The sequence below is a fragment of the Limnobacter sp. genome, from assembly GCF_036405155.1.
Taxonomy (GTDB): Bacteria; Pseudomonadota; Gammaproteobacteria; order Burkholderiales; family Burkholderiaceae_B; genus Limnobacter.
Genome location: NZ_DASWYD010000004.1, coordinates 1 through 16041 on the forward strand (window position 1 = coordinate 1; position 16041 = coordinate 16041).

A 16041-nucleotide genomic window follows, 5' to 3' on the forward strand; every position below is an offset into this window, starting at 1 on the left:
CTCTTGCAGCCAACCCTCTTTGCCTGACGACCATAGCAAGGTGGAACCACCCCTTCCCATCCCGAACAGGACCGTGAAACGCCTTAGCGCCGATGATAGTGTGCATTCGCATGTGAAAGTAGGACATCGTCAGGCTCTCCATTCCAAAAAACCCCCACATCCACTCGGTGTGGGGGTTTTTTACTTCTCGGTTCAAACACCACAACGGAAGTCCTTGTATAGGGAAAGTCACCTTGCATGGCTATGCGTCCGTTATTCTTCGGCGCCTTATAAAATCCCTGTGTTCAATCCCTCTCTTTTTTGCTGTCGCTGTGCCTCATTTTCAGAAACGATTTTTCGCCTTGATGTTGGTTTTGATCATGGTCCATGCGCCTTCGTACGCAGGGGGCGATCTATCGGCAACGCTGTCAGCGTCTCCAATGGGGCGTTTAGCGTCCATGTCGGATGTGGGCAACACAGGGATACAACAGCCTGACCGCGCTCTGCAACTTGTTACAGCGCTGGTGCGTGGGGCCAACACGGACAGCGAAAAGGCGTACCGGATATATCGATGGATTACCCAACACATGCGGCACGATGAACGCGCTGCAGCGCGTATTGGTGACCCATCGACCAAAGCACTGTCCGATCTGTTGGCCAACGGACGAGGCAGTTGTGCCGTGTTTGCGGATGTCACATTGCGGATGATGGCCTTGGCTGGTTTGAAGGTGCGGACGGTGGAAGGGGTTGCGCGCGCAGGGGATGTGCGCCGACAGCAAGCCAATCACCGGTGGAATGAGGTGTGGCTCAATGGTGAATGGCGTATTGTCGACACCACTTGGGGTGCCGGATATGTCGATGGTGGACGTTTCGTTCGAGAAGATACTGATCTTTTTTTCGCAATGCCCCAGGCTCTGGCAAGGCTGAGTCATTTCTCTCTTCGGCGCTGGGAAAGTTATCCGAGTGGGCTTCAGTCGGCCACGGATGAGTCGTTCCACAATTCAACGACATTTCAAACATTTTCAAAGCTGTCAGAGCAGGCCGTGTTCATGGCTGCTGCCGGGTTTCCTCCAGACGACTTGCTACAGGTCGCAGAGCGCGGCGCTGCACAGCCGGATTGGTATGAGCCAACGAATTCCCCGGTCAAGGTGCTTCGAGCGCCCTCGTCAAAATTGATTTCGCCCGACCGCCTCGCTCGGTTTGTATTTGAAAGTGGCGTGTACGAGGAGATGGCTGTTGTACAGGGGCGGAAATGGCAGCGTCAAACCAAACAGGGCCGCGTGTTTGACATAGCACTGAACCCTGTCCCCGGCGAATTGTTGGTCATGGGGCGCCGAAAAGGACAGGACGAATTTGAGGCTGTTTTGGGTTACCAAGTGAGCCGTCGTTGAGCGCAGTTGTCCAGCGCAATTCCGAAAGGCTAGCGTGCAGGGCTTAAGAAGCGTTCAACAATCGCGACCCATGCGCGCACGCCCAGGGGCAAAATACTGTCATTGAAATCGTAGCTCGGGTTATGCAAGGTGCAGGGGCCCAGGCCGTGCCCCGCTGTTCGGTGGTCGCCCGTCCCGTTGCCAATCCACAAATAAGCCCCCGGTTTTTGCATCAACATGAATGCAAAGTCTTCTGCACCCATGGTGGGTGGGAGCTGTGTATGAACCTTTGAAACACCATCCAGTTCGACCAAGGTGCTGCGCGCCAAATCGGCCATGTCAGGGTCATTGATGGTGGCAGGGTAGTTTCGGTTAAATTCAACTTCTGCCCGCGCACCCATGGCGCTGCACAAGTCATGGCTGATTTTTCTCAGTTGTGATTCGATCAGGTCGAGCACATCGTGACTGAAAGTGCGAACTGTGCCTTTCAGCACGGCGCGATCGGGAATCACATTGATGGCTTCACCAGCGTTGACCTGGGTGACAGACACCACGGCAGGGTCCACTGGCCGGCAGGTGCGGCTGACGATGGTCTGCAGTGCCAATATGAGTTGAGCTGCAATCACCACTGGATCCACGCCGAGGTCGGGCATGGCGGCATGGGCGCCTTTGGCGTGAATGGTGATGGAAAACTCGTTGCTGGATGCCATGACAGGGCCAGGGTGCGCGGCAAATTCGCCGGCTGCCAAGCCCGGCCAGTTGTGCATCGCAAACACAGCATCGCAGGGGTAACGCTCGAAAAGCCCGTCTTCAATCATGCGCTGGGCACCTGCACCGCCCTCTTCGGCAGGTTGAAAAATCAATGCGACCTTGCCTGCAAATTGTCGATTCTCTGACAACTCTTGGGCAGCACCCAGCAACATGGCCACGTGGCCGTCGTGGCCGCATGCATGCATTTTTCCGGGGTACAGCGATGCATGTCCAAATGAGTTGCGTTCCTGAATGGGTAGCGCGTCCATGTCGGCGCGCAAGCCTATCATGCGTGGCGAGTCATGCTGTATGCGCCCTTCAATCACGCCAACTACGCCAGTGGTTCCGATGCCGGTCTCCACGGTGTAGCCCAACTCTTCCAGGCGTTTTGCAATCAGTTGCGCGGTTCGATTCTCTTCAAACCGCAGTTCGGGATGGGCATGGATGTCACGCCGGGTTTGTATCCAGGCGTCGATCTTGGTTGGGTTCACAGCACAGTTCATGGGAATTCGAGTTAACCTCAAGAATCGCAGGTTTTGCAGGTGCTGGCAACCGCAGAGGCCAGTGCGTGGGTTGTTTAAGGAGTGAGCTGGGTGATGGCGTGTGTGGGTTTGAATGGGTCAACAGCAATGGGTCGAGCCAGAACCATGGGCCGATTGACTGCGATGCTGCTGGTTTGTGTGGGCTTGCTGGGTGGGTGTTCTACCACGCAATACCTGTGGCAGGCCACGACAGGGCACATCAAGGTACTGGTGGCATCGCGCGATGTAGCCGATGTGTTGAAGGACCCACACACGCCGGAACAGGTTCGGCGGCAGCTGATCTACGCGCAGGAGATTCGGCAGTATTCAGTGGATGTGCTGCATTTGCCGGACAACCGGAGTTACCGGCGGTATGCAGACATTGGTCGCCCCTATGTGGTCTGGAATGTGGTGATTGCCCCAGCCGATTCGCTGGAGTTGAAGAAGTCTTGTTTCCCGGTGACAGGTTGCATTTCATACCGTGGCTTTTATGCGGAAGCCGATGCACAGGCTTACGCAAAACCATTCAGGGCAGAGGGCATGGATGTGGCTGTCATTGGTGTGCCAGCCTATTCCACACTGGGTTACACGCCCGACCCGCTCTTGAACACGTTCATTCGATTCCCCGCAGGCGAGTTGGCGCGCATGGTGTTTCACGAGTTGGCCCACCAGGTGTTGTATGTGGCCGATGACACGGTGTTCAACGAGAGCTTTGCAAGCGCTGTGGAGGAATTGGGTGTGAATGCATGGCTCGCCGACCCGGCGCGGCAACCTTTAAAAGAGCGGTATGCGGGTTTTGACCGCAAACGGGTTGCATTTCGGCAGTTGATGGCGAATGCCCGGGCAGATTTGAAAGCGGTGTATGACGATGATGGGTTGTCAGCCGAGGAGAAGGCGCGGCGCAAGACAGTCCGGTTTGCGAAGCTTCGTGAGGACTATGCGCTCTTGAAGCAGAGCTGGGGCGGTTGGCCTGGGTTTGACCCCTACATGTCGGTCGATTTGAACAATGCGAAATTGGCAGTGGCTGGTTTGTATGACGACGATGTGCCGGGTTTCAAGCGACTTTTTGAGGTGTGTGGCCGAGACTTTTCGCGGCTGTATTCAGCTGCGCAGTGGCTGGGAAAACAGGATGCAAATGTTCGCCGTCAGTGGGGCACGGGTGACCCATCCTTGATCACAGCCTGTCCATCCTGAAAAACCAGAAGTGACCCCGCGTCAAAGGAGGTCCACACTTCGTCATCAGTGAGTGCGGTGGTCGCAATCACCGCCACCCGGTCCTGGGGGGTGGTCACTTGGCCAAAGTCCACTTTCAGGTCGCAGTCGATGAGGTGGGCTTGTTTGAAAGGGTATTCACGGACGATGTATTGCAGTTTGGTGGAGCAGTGTGCAAAAAGGGCCTGCCCGTTGGACAGCAGCATGTTGAAGGTGCCGTGCTGTGCAATTCGAGTACATGTCTCACGCACCACCCGTTCGACGTCGGCCAGTGCAGGGCGGTTTTGTGGAGTGCGCTTGCCAAAGGCCTGCTTTAAAGCCTGCAGAATTTCACAAAAGGCTTGTTCGCTGTCGGTGTCGCCGATGGGGAGGAAGTCGCCGTGCAATGAGGGGCTGTAGTTTTTCAGGTCGCCATTGTGTGCAAACACCCAGGCCTGGCCCCACAGTTCCCGAATGAAGGGGTGACAGTTGGCCAGTTTGACTTCGCCCACCGTGGCTTTGCGAATGTGTGATATGACGTGCGTGGATCGAATGGGGTATGCGCGGATAAGTTCTGCAACCGGGGAACTGGCCGCCGGTTTGTGGTCGATAAAACACCGGGCTGCATTGCCTTCAAAAAATGCAATGCCCCACCCGTCACCGTGCTCGTCGGTGAGGCCGCCGCGTTTGGCAAACCCCTCGAACGAAAACTGGATGTCCGTTGGGGTGTTGCAATTCATGCCCAGAAGTTGACACATAACCGTTGGATGAGAACACTCGTGTTGTCCATTATTTCATTTTCAGGAAGCTCGCATGTCTGCCGCCAATGCATTTTTTGAGTCTGTGTTGCGTGAATCGTTCAACGTCGCGGTGGCATCTGCTCAACCCGTTCTGGAAATGCCAGGTGTATGGGCTGAAAAAATTGCGCCTTGGCTGGCCAGCATGGCTCCTGAACGCCAGCGCATCTGGGTTGTTGGGGCAGGCAAAGCCGCCGCATCCATGGTTCAGGCTGTTGAGGCTTGTGCAGGAAAGGATGAGGTGCTCAGTGGCATGGTGATTACTCGCCGTGGGCACGGCGGGCCAACGCAGCATGTGGAGGTGCTGGAAGCGGCGCACCCTGTGCCGGACGAGGAAGGGCAGCGTGCTTCGCGGCGCTTGCTGCAGTTGTTGCAATCCATTGAGCCCACCGACCCGGTGATTGCGCTGATTTCGGGCGGCGGTTCGAGTTTGCTGAGTGTGCCTGTGAAGGACATTCCGTTTGTGGACCTTCAACAGCTCAACCGTGCATTGCTGACCTGTGGTGCGCCGATTGATGAAATGAACACCGTGCGAAAGCATGTGACCCAAACCCTTGGCGGGCAATTGGCGCAGGCTTGTCGCGCACCGGTGTTTCAGTTGATCGTGTCGGACGTGCCGGGTGATGATCCTGCGGTGGTCGCATCCGGGCCATTTTGTCCCGACGACACCACCTATCAGGATGCGCTCAATGTCATTCGACGGTGGAATGTGCAGGCGCCCCATTCTGTGATGAGGCACCTGGAGAAGGGCTGCAAAGGTCAGGTTCAGGAGACGCCCAAATCCAGTTCACTGGTGTTCCGGAAAATTCGCTCGCACATCATGGCCAGCAACGGAAAGATGTTGGACGCGGTGGGACTGTATTTGCAGCAGAAGGGCTACCAGGTGCTGAGTTTTGGTGACACAGTGGAGGGCGAGTCCAGCCATGTGGCCAAGGTGCATGCGGCACTGGTGAAGCAGGTGATGCTCAAGCAGGGCGGTTGGCCTGCAACGCCGTTGGCCGTATTGAGCGGCGGTGAATGCTCGGTCACATTGAGCGACACGCAAATGAAGCAGGCCAAGGGTGGTCGAAATTCAGAGTTTTTGCTGTCTTTGGTGCATGAGTTGAGGGCGCAGCCGGAAGTGTTTCCGTTGGCGGCATTGGCGGCAGACACAGACGGCATTGATGGTGTGGGTGGCCATGCCGGTGCGCTGCTGTTGCCAGGCGATTTGAAGGCCATTCAGCAACAGCGTTTGTCGGCCCGCTTTCACTTGGAACAGCACACCAGTTATGACTTTTTCGATGGGTTGGGCCGATTGCTGATCACCGGCCCGACGCAAACCAATGTGAATGATTTGCGGTTGATTTTGATTGGGCAGCCCTGATCGCCTTGTGAGCAGCCAGTGCCCGGTGGCAGGTTAAAATACGGGGCTTGAACATCACAGGATTTGTCATGGCTTTGTCGACTGAACTCACCACTTTGACCATTGCACCGCCCGATGACTGGCACTTGCACCTTCGAGACGGTGAGGCCTTGGAATATGTGGTGGCCGCCACAGCGCTGAATTTTCGGCGTGCCATTGTTATGCCAAATTTAAAGCCACCGGTGACCACCACCGAGCAGGCCATGGCGTACCGTGAGCGTATTTTGGCGGCGGTGCAAAAGGCGTGCGATAGCGGCCAGTACTCTGCAGCCGATTGCGCGCAAATGCAGCAGTTTCAACCGCTGATGGTGTTGTACCTGACAGGGGCCACCCCTGCCGATGAAATAGACCGTGCCATGGCCAGTGGCGTGGTTCATGCGGTGAAGCTTTACCCGGCGGGCGCGACCACCAATTCGGATGCGGGGGTGTCTGACCTCTTGGGGCAATGTTCGGCTGTGTTGGAGCGGATGCAGGCCTTGGGCATGCCACTGCTGGTGCATGGTGAAGTGACCGATGCCCATGTGGATGTGTTCGACCGGGAGGCAGCATTCATTGAGTCGGTCATGAAGCCATTGCGGGCAGGGTTTCCCAAATTGCGCGTGGTGTTTGAGCACATCACCACACGACAGGCTGCAGAGTATGTGACTGAGCAGGCCACGCGCGATGAGCATGGCCGTTTGCTATTGGCTGCAACCATTACCCCACAGCATTTGCTGTACAACCGCAACGCCATCTTCAAGGGCGGCTTGCAACCTCACTGGTATTGCCTGCCGATTTTGAAGCGTGAAGAGCACCGCTTGGCTTTGTTGAAAGCAGCCACCTCGGGTTTGCCACAGTTTTTCTTGGGGACCGACAGTGCACCCCATGCCCGGCATTTGAAAGAGGCCAGTTGCGGTTGTGCTGGTTGTTATTCAGCGCCCTATGCCTTGGGCCTGTATGCCGAGGCTTTTGAGTCCGCTGGTGCGTTGCAGTCTGTGGAAAAGTTTGAAGCATTCACCAGCCGCAATGGCCCCGCCTTTTACGGTTTGCCCGTGAATGCGGGCAAGTTCACGCTGCAGCGCACGCCCGAAACGGTGCCCGAGACCTTGCCTTTTGTAACCGACAGCGGGATTGTGCCGTTGCGGGCTGGCGAGACATTGCCCTGGTCGGTCACTGCACGGGCTTGATGTAAAACCCATGGCCGTGAAACCCTGGTTGCAACCCTATGGTGGCCCAACAGCTGCATGGGTCGGCGACGAAGCGGGCTCCGTTGCAGCGCGTTTGAATCGCCGGGCTCAAGCAATGAGCCTGGAGGGCGATGTTCAATTTGAATCTTCCAACCAGAGTCTCGGTGCGTTGGCCTATGAGGCCCAATGCCAACAGGGCCGTATACCCACCCGGGACTTGGCCCATGACTGGTACAACGGTGTGGTGTGGCAGACCTTCCCAAGGTTCAAGCGGGCTTTGAACCAGGCCCATGTACAGGAGGCCATTCGTCAGGACCTGCCCTTGCCGGGCAATGGCCGTAACACCAAGCGCGATGCCCTGACACTGCTGGATGAGAGCGGGGGTGTTTTGTTGTGTCGTGACCCAGCCGTGGTTCAAGCCCTTGTCCAGCATGATTGGTCAACCCTGTTTGGTCGACAGCGCATGGCCTGGGGGACTGATATTCAGTTGCTGGTGTTTGGTCATGGTTTGCTCGATGCGCTGGACCATGCGCACAAGGGTTTGTGTGCCAAGGTGCTGCCGGTGGTGATGGAATGTGGTGAACTCCCCTCGATAGACCATTTGTTGACTGAGGTCTTACGCCGGGTCAGTGCGCCTGCACAGTTGAGCCCTTTGCCCGTGCTGGGCGTGCCCGGTTGGTGGGCTGAAAACCAGGATCCGGGCTTTTACGCCGACCCGCGGGTTTTTCGCCCAAAGCCAACACTTTCCGCCAATAAACCCGATCAAAGATTGGCATTGCGCTGGGATGGCTCTACACTTTCAAGTTGAGAGTGCGCCGGGCAGTCGCTGCTTCGCAAGAAGGAGAGGAAAGTCCGGACTCCAGTGAGCAAGGTGCTGGTTAACGGCCAGGCGCCGCTGCTGCGGGCAACCGCAACCGTGGTGACGGACAGTGCAACAGAAAACACACCGCCGATGGGAGGGCAACCTTCACAGGCAAGGGCGAACCGGAGGTGTAAGAGACCCCCGCGATTCTGGTGACAGAATCGGCTAGGTAAACCCCACTTGGAGCAACACCAAATAGGCGCGCACAGGCCTCACGGTCTGGACGGTGCTCCCCGAGCGCGCGGGTAGGTGGCTTGAGCCTGCAAGCAATTGCAGGCCTAGAGGAATGATTGTCGGGCCTGGCGACAGGTCAACAGAATCCGGCTTACAGGCGCACTTTCTCACCCATCTTTGTTATCCCCCCAGTTTTCTGACAAATATTTTCATTTGAGACATTACTTTCAGTTGTCTCGATAGGGCTTTATTTTTTCTCGGTATTTTCCCTAAAAAAATTCAAGATAACCCATCTAAGTCATTGGTTGTAAAGGCGTTTTTGCCTTGGGCGCCTTTACAACGCTCATGGGAATGCGTAAAGTGGTGATTCGTGGGTTTTTGTGTATTTTTGTGGGGTTTTTAACGCGTGTTTCAAGGCAGCTCTTCCCTGTCGATGGATGCCAAAGGGCGCATGAATGTGCCTCAAAAGCATCGCGACGCACTGATGGATCAGTGCGCGGGGGCCTTGACGCTCACCAAACACCCCAACGGCTGTCTGTTGATGTTTCCTCGGCCGGTCTGGGAGCAGCATCGCGAAAAGATCGCTGCCTGGCCCATGTCCGCTCGGCCTTGGCAGCGTATTTTCCTGGGCTTTGCGACCGACGTGGAGATTGATTCCGCGGGGCGTATTCTCGTTTCGCCCGAACTGCGCGACGCGGCATCGCTGTCGAAAGACGTGATGCTCCTGGGCATGGGCAGCCATTTTGAAATCTGGGATTCCACGCTGCTCAAGGTGGAAGAAGACAAGGCCATTGCCGCTGGCATGCCTGATTCACTGAACGACTTTAGCTTCTGAAGGTGAGTACCCATGACCACATACCCGTGCTACTTGGGCCCACGGTGGATGCCCTGTTGCACAACCCCGATGGTGTTTACCTGGATTGCACCTTTGGTCGGGGAGGCCACTCTCGGGCCATTCTGGCGCGTTTGTCGCCGCGCGGGCGCTTGCTGGCGCTGGATCGCGATCCCCAGGCGGTGCAAGCCATGAGCGACATTCTGGATACCCGTTTTCAAGGGCACCGGAGTGCCTTTGCTGATTTGGAGCAGGCCTTGGATACCCTGGGTGTGCCACAGGTCGACGGCGTGTTGATGGACATTGGGGTGTCGTCGCCACAAATTGACCAGGCCGAACGGGGTTTCAGTTTCAGAAAAGACGGTCCTTTGGACATGCGCATGGATCCGCAGGCGGGAGAGTCCGCGGCCGATTTTCTTGCTCGGGCCACGGCTCGGGACATCAGTGAGGTAATAAAACATTATGGGGAAGAACGGTTTGCTGTTCAGATTGCAGCAGCGATTGTTGCTCGCCGCGAAGAGCGGGCGATCACTACAACCCTCGACCTTGCCCAGATCGTGGCAGGGGCAGTACGCACGCGCGAGCCGGGGCAGGACCCTGCCACGCGCACCTTTCAAGCTCTACGGATTCACGTCAACCAGGAGCTTGCGCAGCTCGAACAGGGCCTAACTGCCGCATTCAAACGGTTGAAGGTGGGGGGACGCCTGGCGGTCATCAGCTTTCACTCGCTGGAAGACCGCATCACCAAGCAATTCATTGAAAAGCTGGCCAATCCGAAATCTCAACAGGACGCACGCCTGAGAAAACTGCCGCTGCCCGACCCCAAGCCACTGATGAAAAAATTGGCGCGCATCAAGCCCGATGCCGAGGAGTGCACACGCAATCCGCGCGCACGCAGTTCTGTGTTGCGGGTGGCTGAAAAGCTGGCGGAGGTGGTCCATGGGTAGGCTGAACATTCTTTTGCTGGCTTTGGTGATTTATTGCGCCATGCAAGTGGTGGACTTTCAGCACGAGGCCCGAACCTTGTTTGTGACCTTGGGTTCTGAGCAAGAGGCCGAGCGGCAACTGGATGTGGCTTTTACCCGTTTGCAGTTGCAGCAGGTGGCCTTGGCCAAAGGTGAGCGCGTGGATGAGGTTGCGCGGCGCGAATTGAAGATGGCACCGCCGCAGCCGGGTTCCATTGTGTTCATGCCCTTCGACACGGGAGGGTCGCATGAGTAAAGCGGTTCGCTTTGGGGGTTCAGAAGTGCTTGAAACGAGATTGCCAGCGTGGCGGTCTCGTCTGGTTTTGCTGGGCCTGTTTTTGGCGTTTGGGGGTTTGATTGCCCGGGCAGCCTATCTGCAAATCGTATCGAATGACTTTCTGCAGGAGCAGGGCGCCAAGCGGATGGAGCGTACCCTGCCGCTGCCGGCCTCTCGTGGCACGCTCATGGACCGCAACAATGTGGTGTTGGCCCAGAGTGTACCGGCGCAAACCATTTGGTACGACGGTCGTCGGATCAGCCAGGTGCCCGATGCAAAGCTGCGTGAACTGGCTTCCGTTTTGGGCATTAAGCAGCCCGACCGGATGATTCGCCAGATTCGGGCTGATGCCAAAAAAGCGTTTGTTTATCTGGACCGTCAGGTTGATCCTGATCTGGCCAACAAGGCACGGGCGTTGAAGGTGCCCGGTTTGGGCTTCATTGTGGAGAGCAAGCGCTACTACCCACAAGGCGAAACCATGGCCCACCTGGTGGGCTTCACCAGCATTGAAGACCGCGGGCAAGAGGGTGTAGAACTGGCCTTTGACCAAGCCTTGACCGGTGAGAATGGTGAGCGCAGTGTGCTGCGGGACCGACTGGGCAACATCATTGAGGAAACCCGCGAACTGCGACCGCCGGTGAATGGTCAGGACATGGTGCTGTCGGTGGATGCCGATGTGCAGTACATCGTGCTGTCCGAGTTGAAGAAAGCGGTGGAGCAACACAAAGCCAAAGCCGCTGCGGCTGTGGTGTTGGATGCCAAGTCGGGCGAACTGCTCGCCATGGCCAACATCCCCACCTACGACCCCAACAACCGCAGCGATCTGCATGGTGGAAAACTGCGCAATCGCGTATTCACCGACATGTTCGAGCCGGGCTCCACGCTCAAGCCGTTCACGGTGTCCCTGGCCATGAACGAGGGCAAGATCAAGCCGACGTCCAAGATTGATACCGGCAACGGGCACCTCAGCATTGGCCCAGCCACCATCCACGACACCAAGGCCCATGGGCTGATCACTGTGGATGAGGTGATTCAGTTCTCGAGCAATATTGGCACCACAAAAATCGCCTTGGACCTGGATAGAAAAGACATGTGGGACTTCTTCCACATGGTGGGGTTTGGGCAAGCGCCAGCCATTTCGTTCCCGGGTTCTGTTGCAGGGCGAATTCGCCCCTGGAAAACCTGGCGACCCATTGAACAAGCCACCATGTCGTATGGGCATGGCATTTCGGTCTCACTCATTCAGTTGGCGCAGGCCTACACCATTTTTGCCAACAAGGGCCGGTTTGTGCCGGTGTCCTTGATCAAGCATGAAGACCACAACATGCCGCAGGGCCAGCAAGTGATTAGCCCCGATGTGGCCGCCAGCATGTTGCACATGTTGGAGCTCGCTTCCGGACCTGGCGGCACGGCGCCCCGTGCACAGGTGCAGGGCTATCGCGTGGCTGGTAAAACCGGTACGGCACACAAGCAGGAAGGTGGGCGGTACATCAACAAATACGTGTCGTCGTATGTGGGGTTGGCGCCGGTGTCGGACCCCCGCGTGATTGTGGCGGTGATGGTGGATGAGCCTTCCACCGGTGTGTATTACGGCGGCCTGGTGGCTGCACCGGTGTTTTCAACCATCGTGAAAAGCGTGTTGACCCGTCTGAATGTACAGCCCGATGCGGTGGGCAACGGTGATCAGTTGCGCAAGATGGTACAAGCCCCTGCGCCGGAGGCCATGTGAAAAGCGCCTACCTGCACTCCGTGGACGAGGTGTTGAGCGAGTTGCATGAACTCGGCTTTTTCTCCGATTGCTCTGCGCTGGTAACTGACCACCGTCGCCTGGGTGGACCACGCGATGTGTTGTTGGCGGTGCCCGGTCAGTCCTTTGATCCGCGTAACCTGGCCGATGACTTGCTGCGCGATCAGCGCTGCGGACTGGTGTTGGTGGACTACGAAGACAGCCGGGTGTATCAAAGCGCCGCAGTGCTGCCGGTGTTGAATTTGCGAAGCCTGTTGGCCGAGATTGCGCAGCGCTATTACGACACGGCACGCTTGGGGTTGACGGTGTATGCCGTGACGGGCACCAACGGAAAAACCACCGTGACGCGCTGGTTGGCGCAAACCTTGAGCGCGTTGGGTAAGCCTGCTGCGGTCATTGGTACGCTGGGCTACGGTGCGCCCGATGCACTCAAGCCCCATTCAGGCCTTACAACGCCCGACGTGGTGGGCATGCACCACCTGTTGCATGAGTTGAGCACAGACGGCTTTCAGGCTGTGTGCGTGGAAGCATCCTCCATTGGCCTGCATCAAGGTCGATTGGCTGGCGTTCCAATCTCGACCGCGCTGTTCACCAATTTGACCCAAGACCACCTGGATTACCACGGCACCATGCAAGCCTATGGCGATGCCAAGCTGCAACTGGCCACATGGCCTGGTTTGACACACGCGGTGGTGAATGTGGACGACGCTTTCGGTGAGCATTTTCGGGCGGTGGCCGATAACCAGGGTGTTGCTGTCACGGCTGTGGGCCGGGGTGAGCGTGCCGATGTGCGCATGGTTTCGATTGCGCACCAGCCCAACGGTTTGCAGGTTGTTTTGCAGACCAGTGATGACACGCAGACGATTGAAGCCCGTGTGGTGGGCGATTTCAATGCCGAAAATCTGTCATTGGTGTATGCCGCATTGAATGACGGTTCGTTTGAACCTGCGCTGTTGGCTCAGGCGTTGGCGAATGTGTCGCCAGCACCAGGGCGCATGCAGTGGGTGTCTGACAAACCCTGTGTGATTGTGGATTACGCGCACACGCCCGATGCCTTGCAACGCGTGCTGGATACCTTGCGAGCGGTGTGCACAGCCCGTGATGGGCGGTTGCTCACATTGTTTGGCTGCGGTGGGGACCGCGACAAAACAAAGCGCCCACAGATGGGCAATGTGGCTTCGCAATTGTCGGATGCTGTGTGGGTGACATCGGACAATCCCCGAACAGAGGACCCGCAAACCATTCTGGATGAGATCGTGGCGGGTGTGGGTCTTGCCCATGTTCACAAACTGCATGTTGAAGTGGACCGTGTGAAAGCCATTCAAGACATCATCCTGCATGCACAGGCTGTGGATGTGGTGCTGTTGGCTGGCAAGGGACACGAGCAAACCCAAACGGTGGGTCGAGACGTTCGCCCGCATTCCGATGTTGATGTGGCCCGTGCCGCATTGGCTGAGCGAGGTCTCCATGTCTGAGCTCCACATGCAGCGCGCACTCATTCTCAAAGGCTTAACAAGCCATCTGGTTCAACCTGCGCCTGCGAATTTGCCGGACGTGGTTCGCCAGGTGCAAACGGACAGTCGCCAGGTTCAGCCAGGCGATCTGTTTGTGTGCTTGAAGGGTGAGCGGTTTGATGCGCATGACTTTGCACCGGATGTGGTGGCTCAAGGCGCTGCGGTGTTGGTGGTTGATCGACCACTGGATGTGACCACACCTCAACTGGTGGTCAAGGACACTCGCTTGGCCTTGGGAGCCTTGGCTTGGGCATGGCGCAGTCAATTCAATCCAATGGTGTTTGGCGTGGTGGGTAGCAACGGCAAAACCACCAGCAAGGAAATGTTGGCCAGCATTTGCAAGCAGCACTTTGGTGACGAGGCAACTTTGGTCACCCAGGGGAATTTGAACAACGATGTGGGCGTACCGCAAACCTTGTTCCGTTTGCGTGCGCACCACACTGCTGCCGTGATTGAAATGGGCATGAATCACCCCGGGGAAATCAACCATTTGGCCGCTTTGGTACAGCCCCATGCGGTGCTGCTGACCAATGCCCAGCGTGAACACCAGGAATTCATGAAGTCGGTGGCTGCGGTGGCTGAAGAAAATGGATCGGCATTTTTGCATCTGCAAACAGGTGGCGCAGCCGTGTTTCCGGCGGGTACGCCGCACGACGCCATCTGGGTTCGTCAGGCTGGCCAGCAACGTTGCATTCGATTTGGCCACGGTGGTGATTTTCAGCCGATGTTGTCAGGCTCATCGGCTGAGCTCGACATTCAAACCCCTCGGGGTGTTATTCGGTTAAAACCTGCATTTTTGGGCTTGCACAACGCCATGAATGCGGCTGGTGCAGCGGCTGTGGCCTCGGCAGGTGGTTGCACCGACAAAGCCGTAAAAGCGGGCCTGGAAATGTTTCAGCCTGTCAGCGGCCGCTTGCAGGTGGCTTTGAGAACCCCCCGCTTGCTGCTGATCAATGACAGCTACAACGCCAATCCCGATTCCGTGAATGCTGCCAGTGCGGTGCTTGCTGAACAGGGGGGCAACACCCTGCTGGTGTTGGGCGATATGGGTGAGGTGGGCGATGCATCGGATGCCTATCACCAAGAAGTGGGTAACGTGGCCAAGCAGTTGGGCATCAAGCATCTGTATGCCTTGGGTGAGGCCACACAACATTCAGTGGGCAGCTTCGGTGAAGGTGCCCGACATTTTGAAAGTTTGGATCAATTGATTAACGACACCATTCAATGTTTGCAGCACGGTCAGTGGACTGTGCTGGTCAAGGGTTCCCGGTTCATGAAAATGGAACGGGTTGTGCACGCGCTCAAGCAGCACTTTGAGCCAGGACAAGGGGATCAGCATGTTGCTTGAACTGGCCAAATGGCTGGCCACTGACATTCGCGCCTTTGGCGTGTTCAATTACCTGACCCTGCGCGCGGTGCTGGCTTGCGGAACCGCCTTGCTGGTGGGTTTGGTGGCTGGGCCGATGGTGATCCGCAAATTGACCCAGTACAAAATCGGTCAGGCTGTGCGGGACGATGGCCCCCAAACCCACTTGGCCAAAGCCGGTACCCCCACCATGGGCGGCGCTTTGGTGCTGATTGGCATCGGGATGTCCACTTTGCTGTGGGCGGACTTGTCCAACCGGTTTGTGTGGGTGGTCATGATTGTGACGTTTGGTTTTGGTTGGGTCGGCTGGGTGGACGACTACCGCAAGGTGGTGTACCGCAATCCCAAAGGCTTGCCCGCCAAATGGAAGTATTTCTGGCAAAGCGTGATTGGTTTGATTTCCGCCTTCTACCTGGCGTTTGCGGTGTCAGCCCAAGGTGGTCAAGGCGTGCCTGAAATTTTCATGGCATGGGTGGACAGCGGTTTTTCCATGCACTTGCCCAACAATGCCGATTTGATTGTTCCGTTCTTCAAATCCATCAGCTATCCCTTGGGCGTGTGGGGCTTTATTGCCCTGTCGTATTTCGTGATTGTGGGCACCAGCAATGCGGTCAACCTCACCGACGGTCTGGATGGCCTGGCCATCATGCCCACCGTGCTGGTGGCCTCGGCCCTGGCCATTTTTGCTTACGTGGCTGGCAATGCCGTGTACTCGAAATATTTGCTTCTGCCCTACATTCCCGGTGCCGGTGAGTTGGCAGTGTTCCTGGCGGCCATTGCGGGTGCAGGCTTGGCATTTTTGTGGTTCAACGCCTACCCGGCACAAGTGTTCATGGGCGACGTGGGTGCCCTGGCCTTGGGCGGTGCGCTGGGAACAGTCGCCGTGATTGTTCGTCAAGAAGTGGTGTTGTTCATCATGGGTGGTGTGTTTGTGGCCGAAACCCTGTCCGTCATGATCCAGGTGCTGTACTTCAAATACAGCGGTGGCAAGCGCGTGTTCCGCATGGCCCCGCTGCACCACCACTATGAATTGAGTGGTTGGAAGGAAACCCAGGTCGTGGTTCGCTTCTGGATTATCACCATGATGTTGGTGCTGGCTGGTTTGTCCACCCTGAAATTGCGCTGATG

The 16041-nt window shown here is 57.0% G+C and carries 14 protein-coding genes, 1 rRNA gene and 1 other RNA gene; 14 read left to right on the forward strand and 2 right to left on the reverse strand.

The genetic code is table 11. From position 1 onward, the window contains the following. Positions 1 to 22: 22 nt before the first annotated feature. A 5S ribosomal RNA gene (gene rrf / locus VGE55_RS03925) occupies positions 23 to 135 on the forward strand. Positions 136 to 344: 209 nt separating this feature from the next. After that, positions 345 to 1370 carry a transglutaminase domain-containing protein gene (locus tag VGE55_RS03930; RefSeq protein WP_331130863.1) on the forward strand — a complete coding sequence of 342 codons (1026 nt, stop codon included), beginning with the start codon at positions 345 to 347 and terminating at the stop codon, positions 1368 to 1370. Positions 1371 to 1399: 29 nt separating this feature from the next. Here VGE55_RS03930 and VGE55_RS03935 read toward each other — a convergent pair whose 3' ends face one another. Continuing rightward, positions 1400 to 2590 carry a M20 aminoacylase family protein gene (locus VGE55_RS03935; RefSeq protein ID WP_331130415.1) on the reverse strand — a complete coding sequence of 397 codons (1191 nt, stop codon included), beginning with the start codon at positions 2588 to 2590 and terminating at the stop codon, positions 1400 to 1402. Between the two features lie 156 nt (positions 2591 to 2746). Between VGE55_RS03935 and VGE55_RS03940 the strand changes: the two genes are divergently transcribed. Further along, positions 2747 to 3814, forward strand: coding sequence for an aminopeptidase (locus VGE55_RS03940; protein WP_331130416.1), 1068 nt, complete (start codon positions 2747 to 2749; stop codon positions 3812 to 3814). On the opposite strand, the gene VGE55_RS03945 is transcribed toward VGE55_RS03940, so the two are convergent. After that, positions 3766 to 4569, reverse strand: a complete 804-nt coding sequence (locus VGE55_RS03945; protein WP_331130417.1) for a class II glutamine amidotransferase — start codon at positions 4567 to 4569, stop codon at positions 3766 to 3768. The two genes, VGE55_RS03940 and VGE55_RS03945, sit on opposite strands and share 49 nt — an antisense overlap. Positions 4570 to 4624: 55 nt before the next feature. Between VGE55_RS03945 and VGE55_RS03950 the strand changes: the two genes are divergently transcribed. From VGE55_RS03950 to mraY, 11 genes are all read left to right on the forward strand, one after another. After that, a complete protein-coding gene (locus VGE55_RS03950; protein ID WP_331130418.1) occupies positions 4625 to 5971 on the forward strand; it encodes a glycerate kinase in 1347 nt (448 codons plus the stop codon). A gap of 68 nt (positions 5972 to 6039) precedes the next feature. Then, entirely contained in the window at positions 6040 to 7176 is a 1137-nt protein-coding gene (pyrC, locus tag VGE55_RS03955; protein WP_331130419.1) for a dihydroorotase, read from the forward strand. Between the two features lie 10 nt (positions 7177 to 7186). Then, positions 7187 to 7984, forward strand: a complete 798-nt coding sequence (locus VGE55_RS03960; RefSeq protein ID WP_331130420.1) for a DUF3025 domain-containing protein — start codon at positions 7187 to 7189, stop codon at positions 7982 to 7984. Further along, an RNA gene (rnpB, locus tag VGE55_RS03965) (RNase P RNA component class A) lies at positions 7984 to 8382 on the forward strand. Before VGE55_RS03960 ends, rnpB begins: the two co-directional genes overlap by 1 nt. 236 nt (positions 8383 to 8618) lie before the next feature. Next, complete coding sequence (gene mraZ, locus VGE55_RS03970) at positions 8619 to 9047, forward strand: division/cell wall cluster transcriptional repressor MraZ (RefSeq protein ID WP_256764867.1); 429 nt, start codon at positions 8619 to 8621, stop codon at positions 9045 to 9047. A gap of 2 nt (positions 9048 to 9049) precedes the next feature. Then, positions 9050 to 9991: a 16S rRNA (cytosine(1402)-N(4))-methyltransferase RsmH gene (gene rsmH / locus VGE55_RS03975; protein ID WP_331130421.1), complete on the forward strand. Its 942-nt coding sequence runs from the start codon at positions 9050 to 9052 to the stop codon at positions 9989 to 9991. Further along, a complete protein-coding gene (gene ftsL / locus VGE55_RS03980) occupies positions 9984 to 10265 on the forward strand; it encodes a cell division protein FtsL (protein WP_331130422.1) in 282 nt (93 codons plus the stop codon). Before rsmH ends, ftsL begins: the two co-directional genes overlap by 8 nt. Beyond that, entirely contained in the window at positions 10258 to 12015 is a 1758-nt protein-coding gene (locus VGE55_RS03985; RefSeq protein WP_331130423.1) for a penicillin-binding protein 2, read from the forward strand. The genes ftsL and VGE55_RS03985 overlap by 8 nt, the downstream gene beginning before the upstream one ends. Continuing rightward, the gene (locus VGE55_RS03990; protein WP_331130424.1) at positions 12012 to 13508 is read left to right on the forward strand and encodes a UDP-N-acetylmuramoyl-L-alanyl-D-glutamate--2,6-diaminopimelate ligase; all 1497 of its coding nucleotides are present in this window, start codon (positions 12012 to 12014) and stop codon (positions 13506 to 13508) included. Before VGE55_RS03985 ends, VGE55_RS03990 begins: the two co-directional genes overlap by 4 nt. Further along, on the forward strand, positions 13501 to 14895 hold the full coding sequence (locus tag VGE55_RS03995; RefSeq protein ID WP_331130425.1) for a UDP-N-acetylmuramoyl-tripeptide--D-alanyl-D-alanine ligase: 1395 nt from the start codon (positions 13501 to 13503) through the stop codon (positions 14893 to 14895). The genes VGE55_RS03990 and VGE55_RS03995 overlap by 8 nt, the downstream gene beginning before the upstream one ends. Then, positions 14885 to 16039 carry a phospho-N-acetylmuramoyl-pentapeptide-transferase gene (gene mraY, locus VGE55_RS04000; protein ID WP_331130426.1) on the forward strand — a complete coding sequence of 385 codons (1155 nt, stop codon included), beginning with the start codon at positions 14885 to 14887 and terminating at the stop codon, positions 16037 to 16039. Before VGE55_RS03995 ends, mraY begins: the two co-directional genes overlap by 11 nt. Positions 16040 to 16041: the final 2 nt, after the last annotated feature.

Bases quoted from the DNA above. Each gene is read 5' to 3' on its own strand.
- pyrC (WP_331130419.1), top strand. From the start codon at position 6,040: ATGGCTTTGTCGACTGAACTCACCACTTTGACCATTGCACCGCCCGAT.
- VGE55_RS03950 (WP_331130418.1), top strand. From the start codon at position 4,625: ATGTCTGCCGCCAATGCATTTTTTGAGTCTGTGTTGCGTGAATCGTTC.
- mraY (WP_331130426.1), top strand. From the start codon at position 14,885: ATGTTGCTTGAACTGGCCAAATGGCTGGCCACTGACATTCGCGCCTTT.
- VGE55_RS03960 (WP_331130420.1), top strand. From the start codon at position 7,187: ATGGCCGTGAAACCCTGGTTGCAACCCTATGGTGGCCCAACAGCTGCA.
- VGE55_RS03945 (WP_331130417.1), bottom strand. From the start codon at position 4,569: ATGTGTCAACTTCTGGGCATGAATTGCAACACCCCAACGGACATCCAG.
- VGE55_RS03985 (WP_331130423.1), top strand. From the start codon at position 10,258: ATGAGTAAAGCGGTTCGCTTTGGGGGTTCAGAAGTGCTTGAAACGAGA.
- VGE55_RS03995 (WP_331130425.1), top strand. From the start codon at position 13,501: ATGTCTGAGCTCCACATGCAGCGCGCACTCATTCTCAAAGGCTTAACA.
- VGE55_RS03940 (WP_331130416.1), top strand. From the start codon at position 2,747: ATGGGCCGATTGACTGCGATGCTGCTGGTTTGTGTGGGCTTGCTGGGT.
- ftsL (WP_331130422.1), top strand. From the start codon at position 9,984: ATGGGTAGGCTGAACATTCTTTTGCTGGCTTTGGTGATTTATTGCGCC.
- VGE55_RS03930 (WP_331130863.1), top strand. From the start codon at position 345: ATGTTGGTTTTGATCATGGTCCATGCGCCTTCGTACGCAGGGGGCGAT.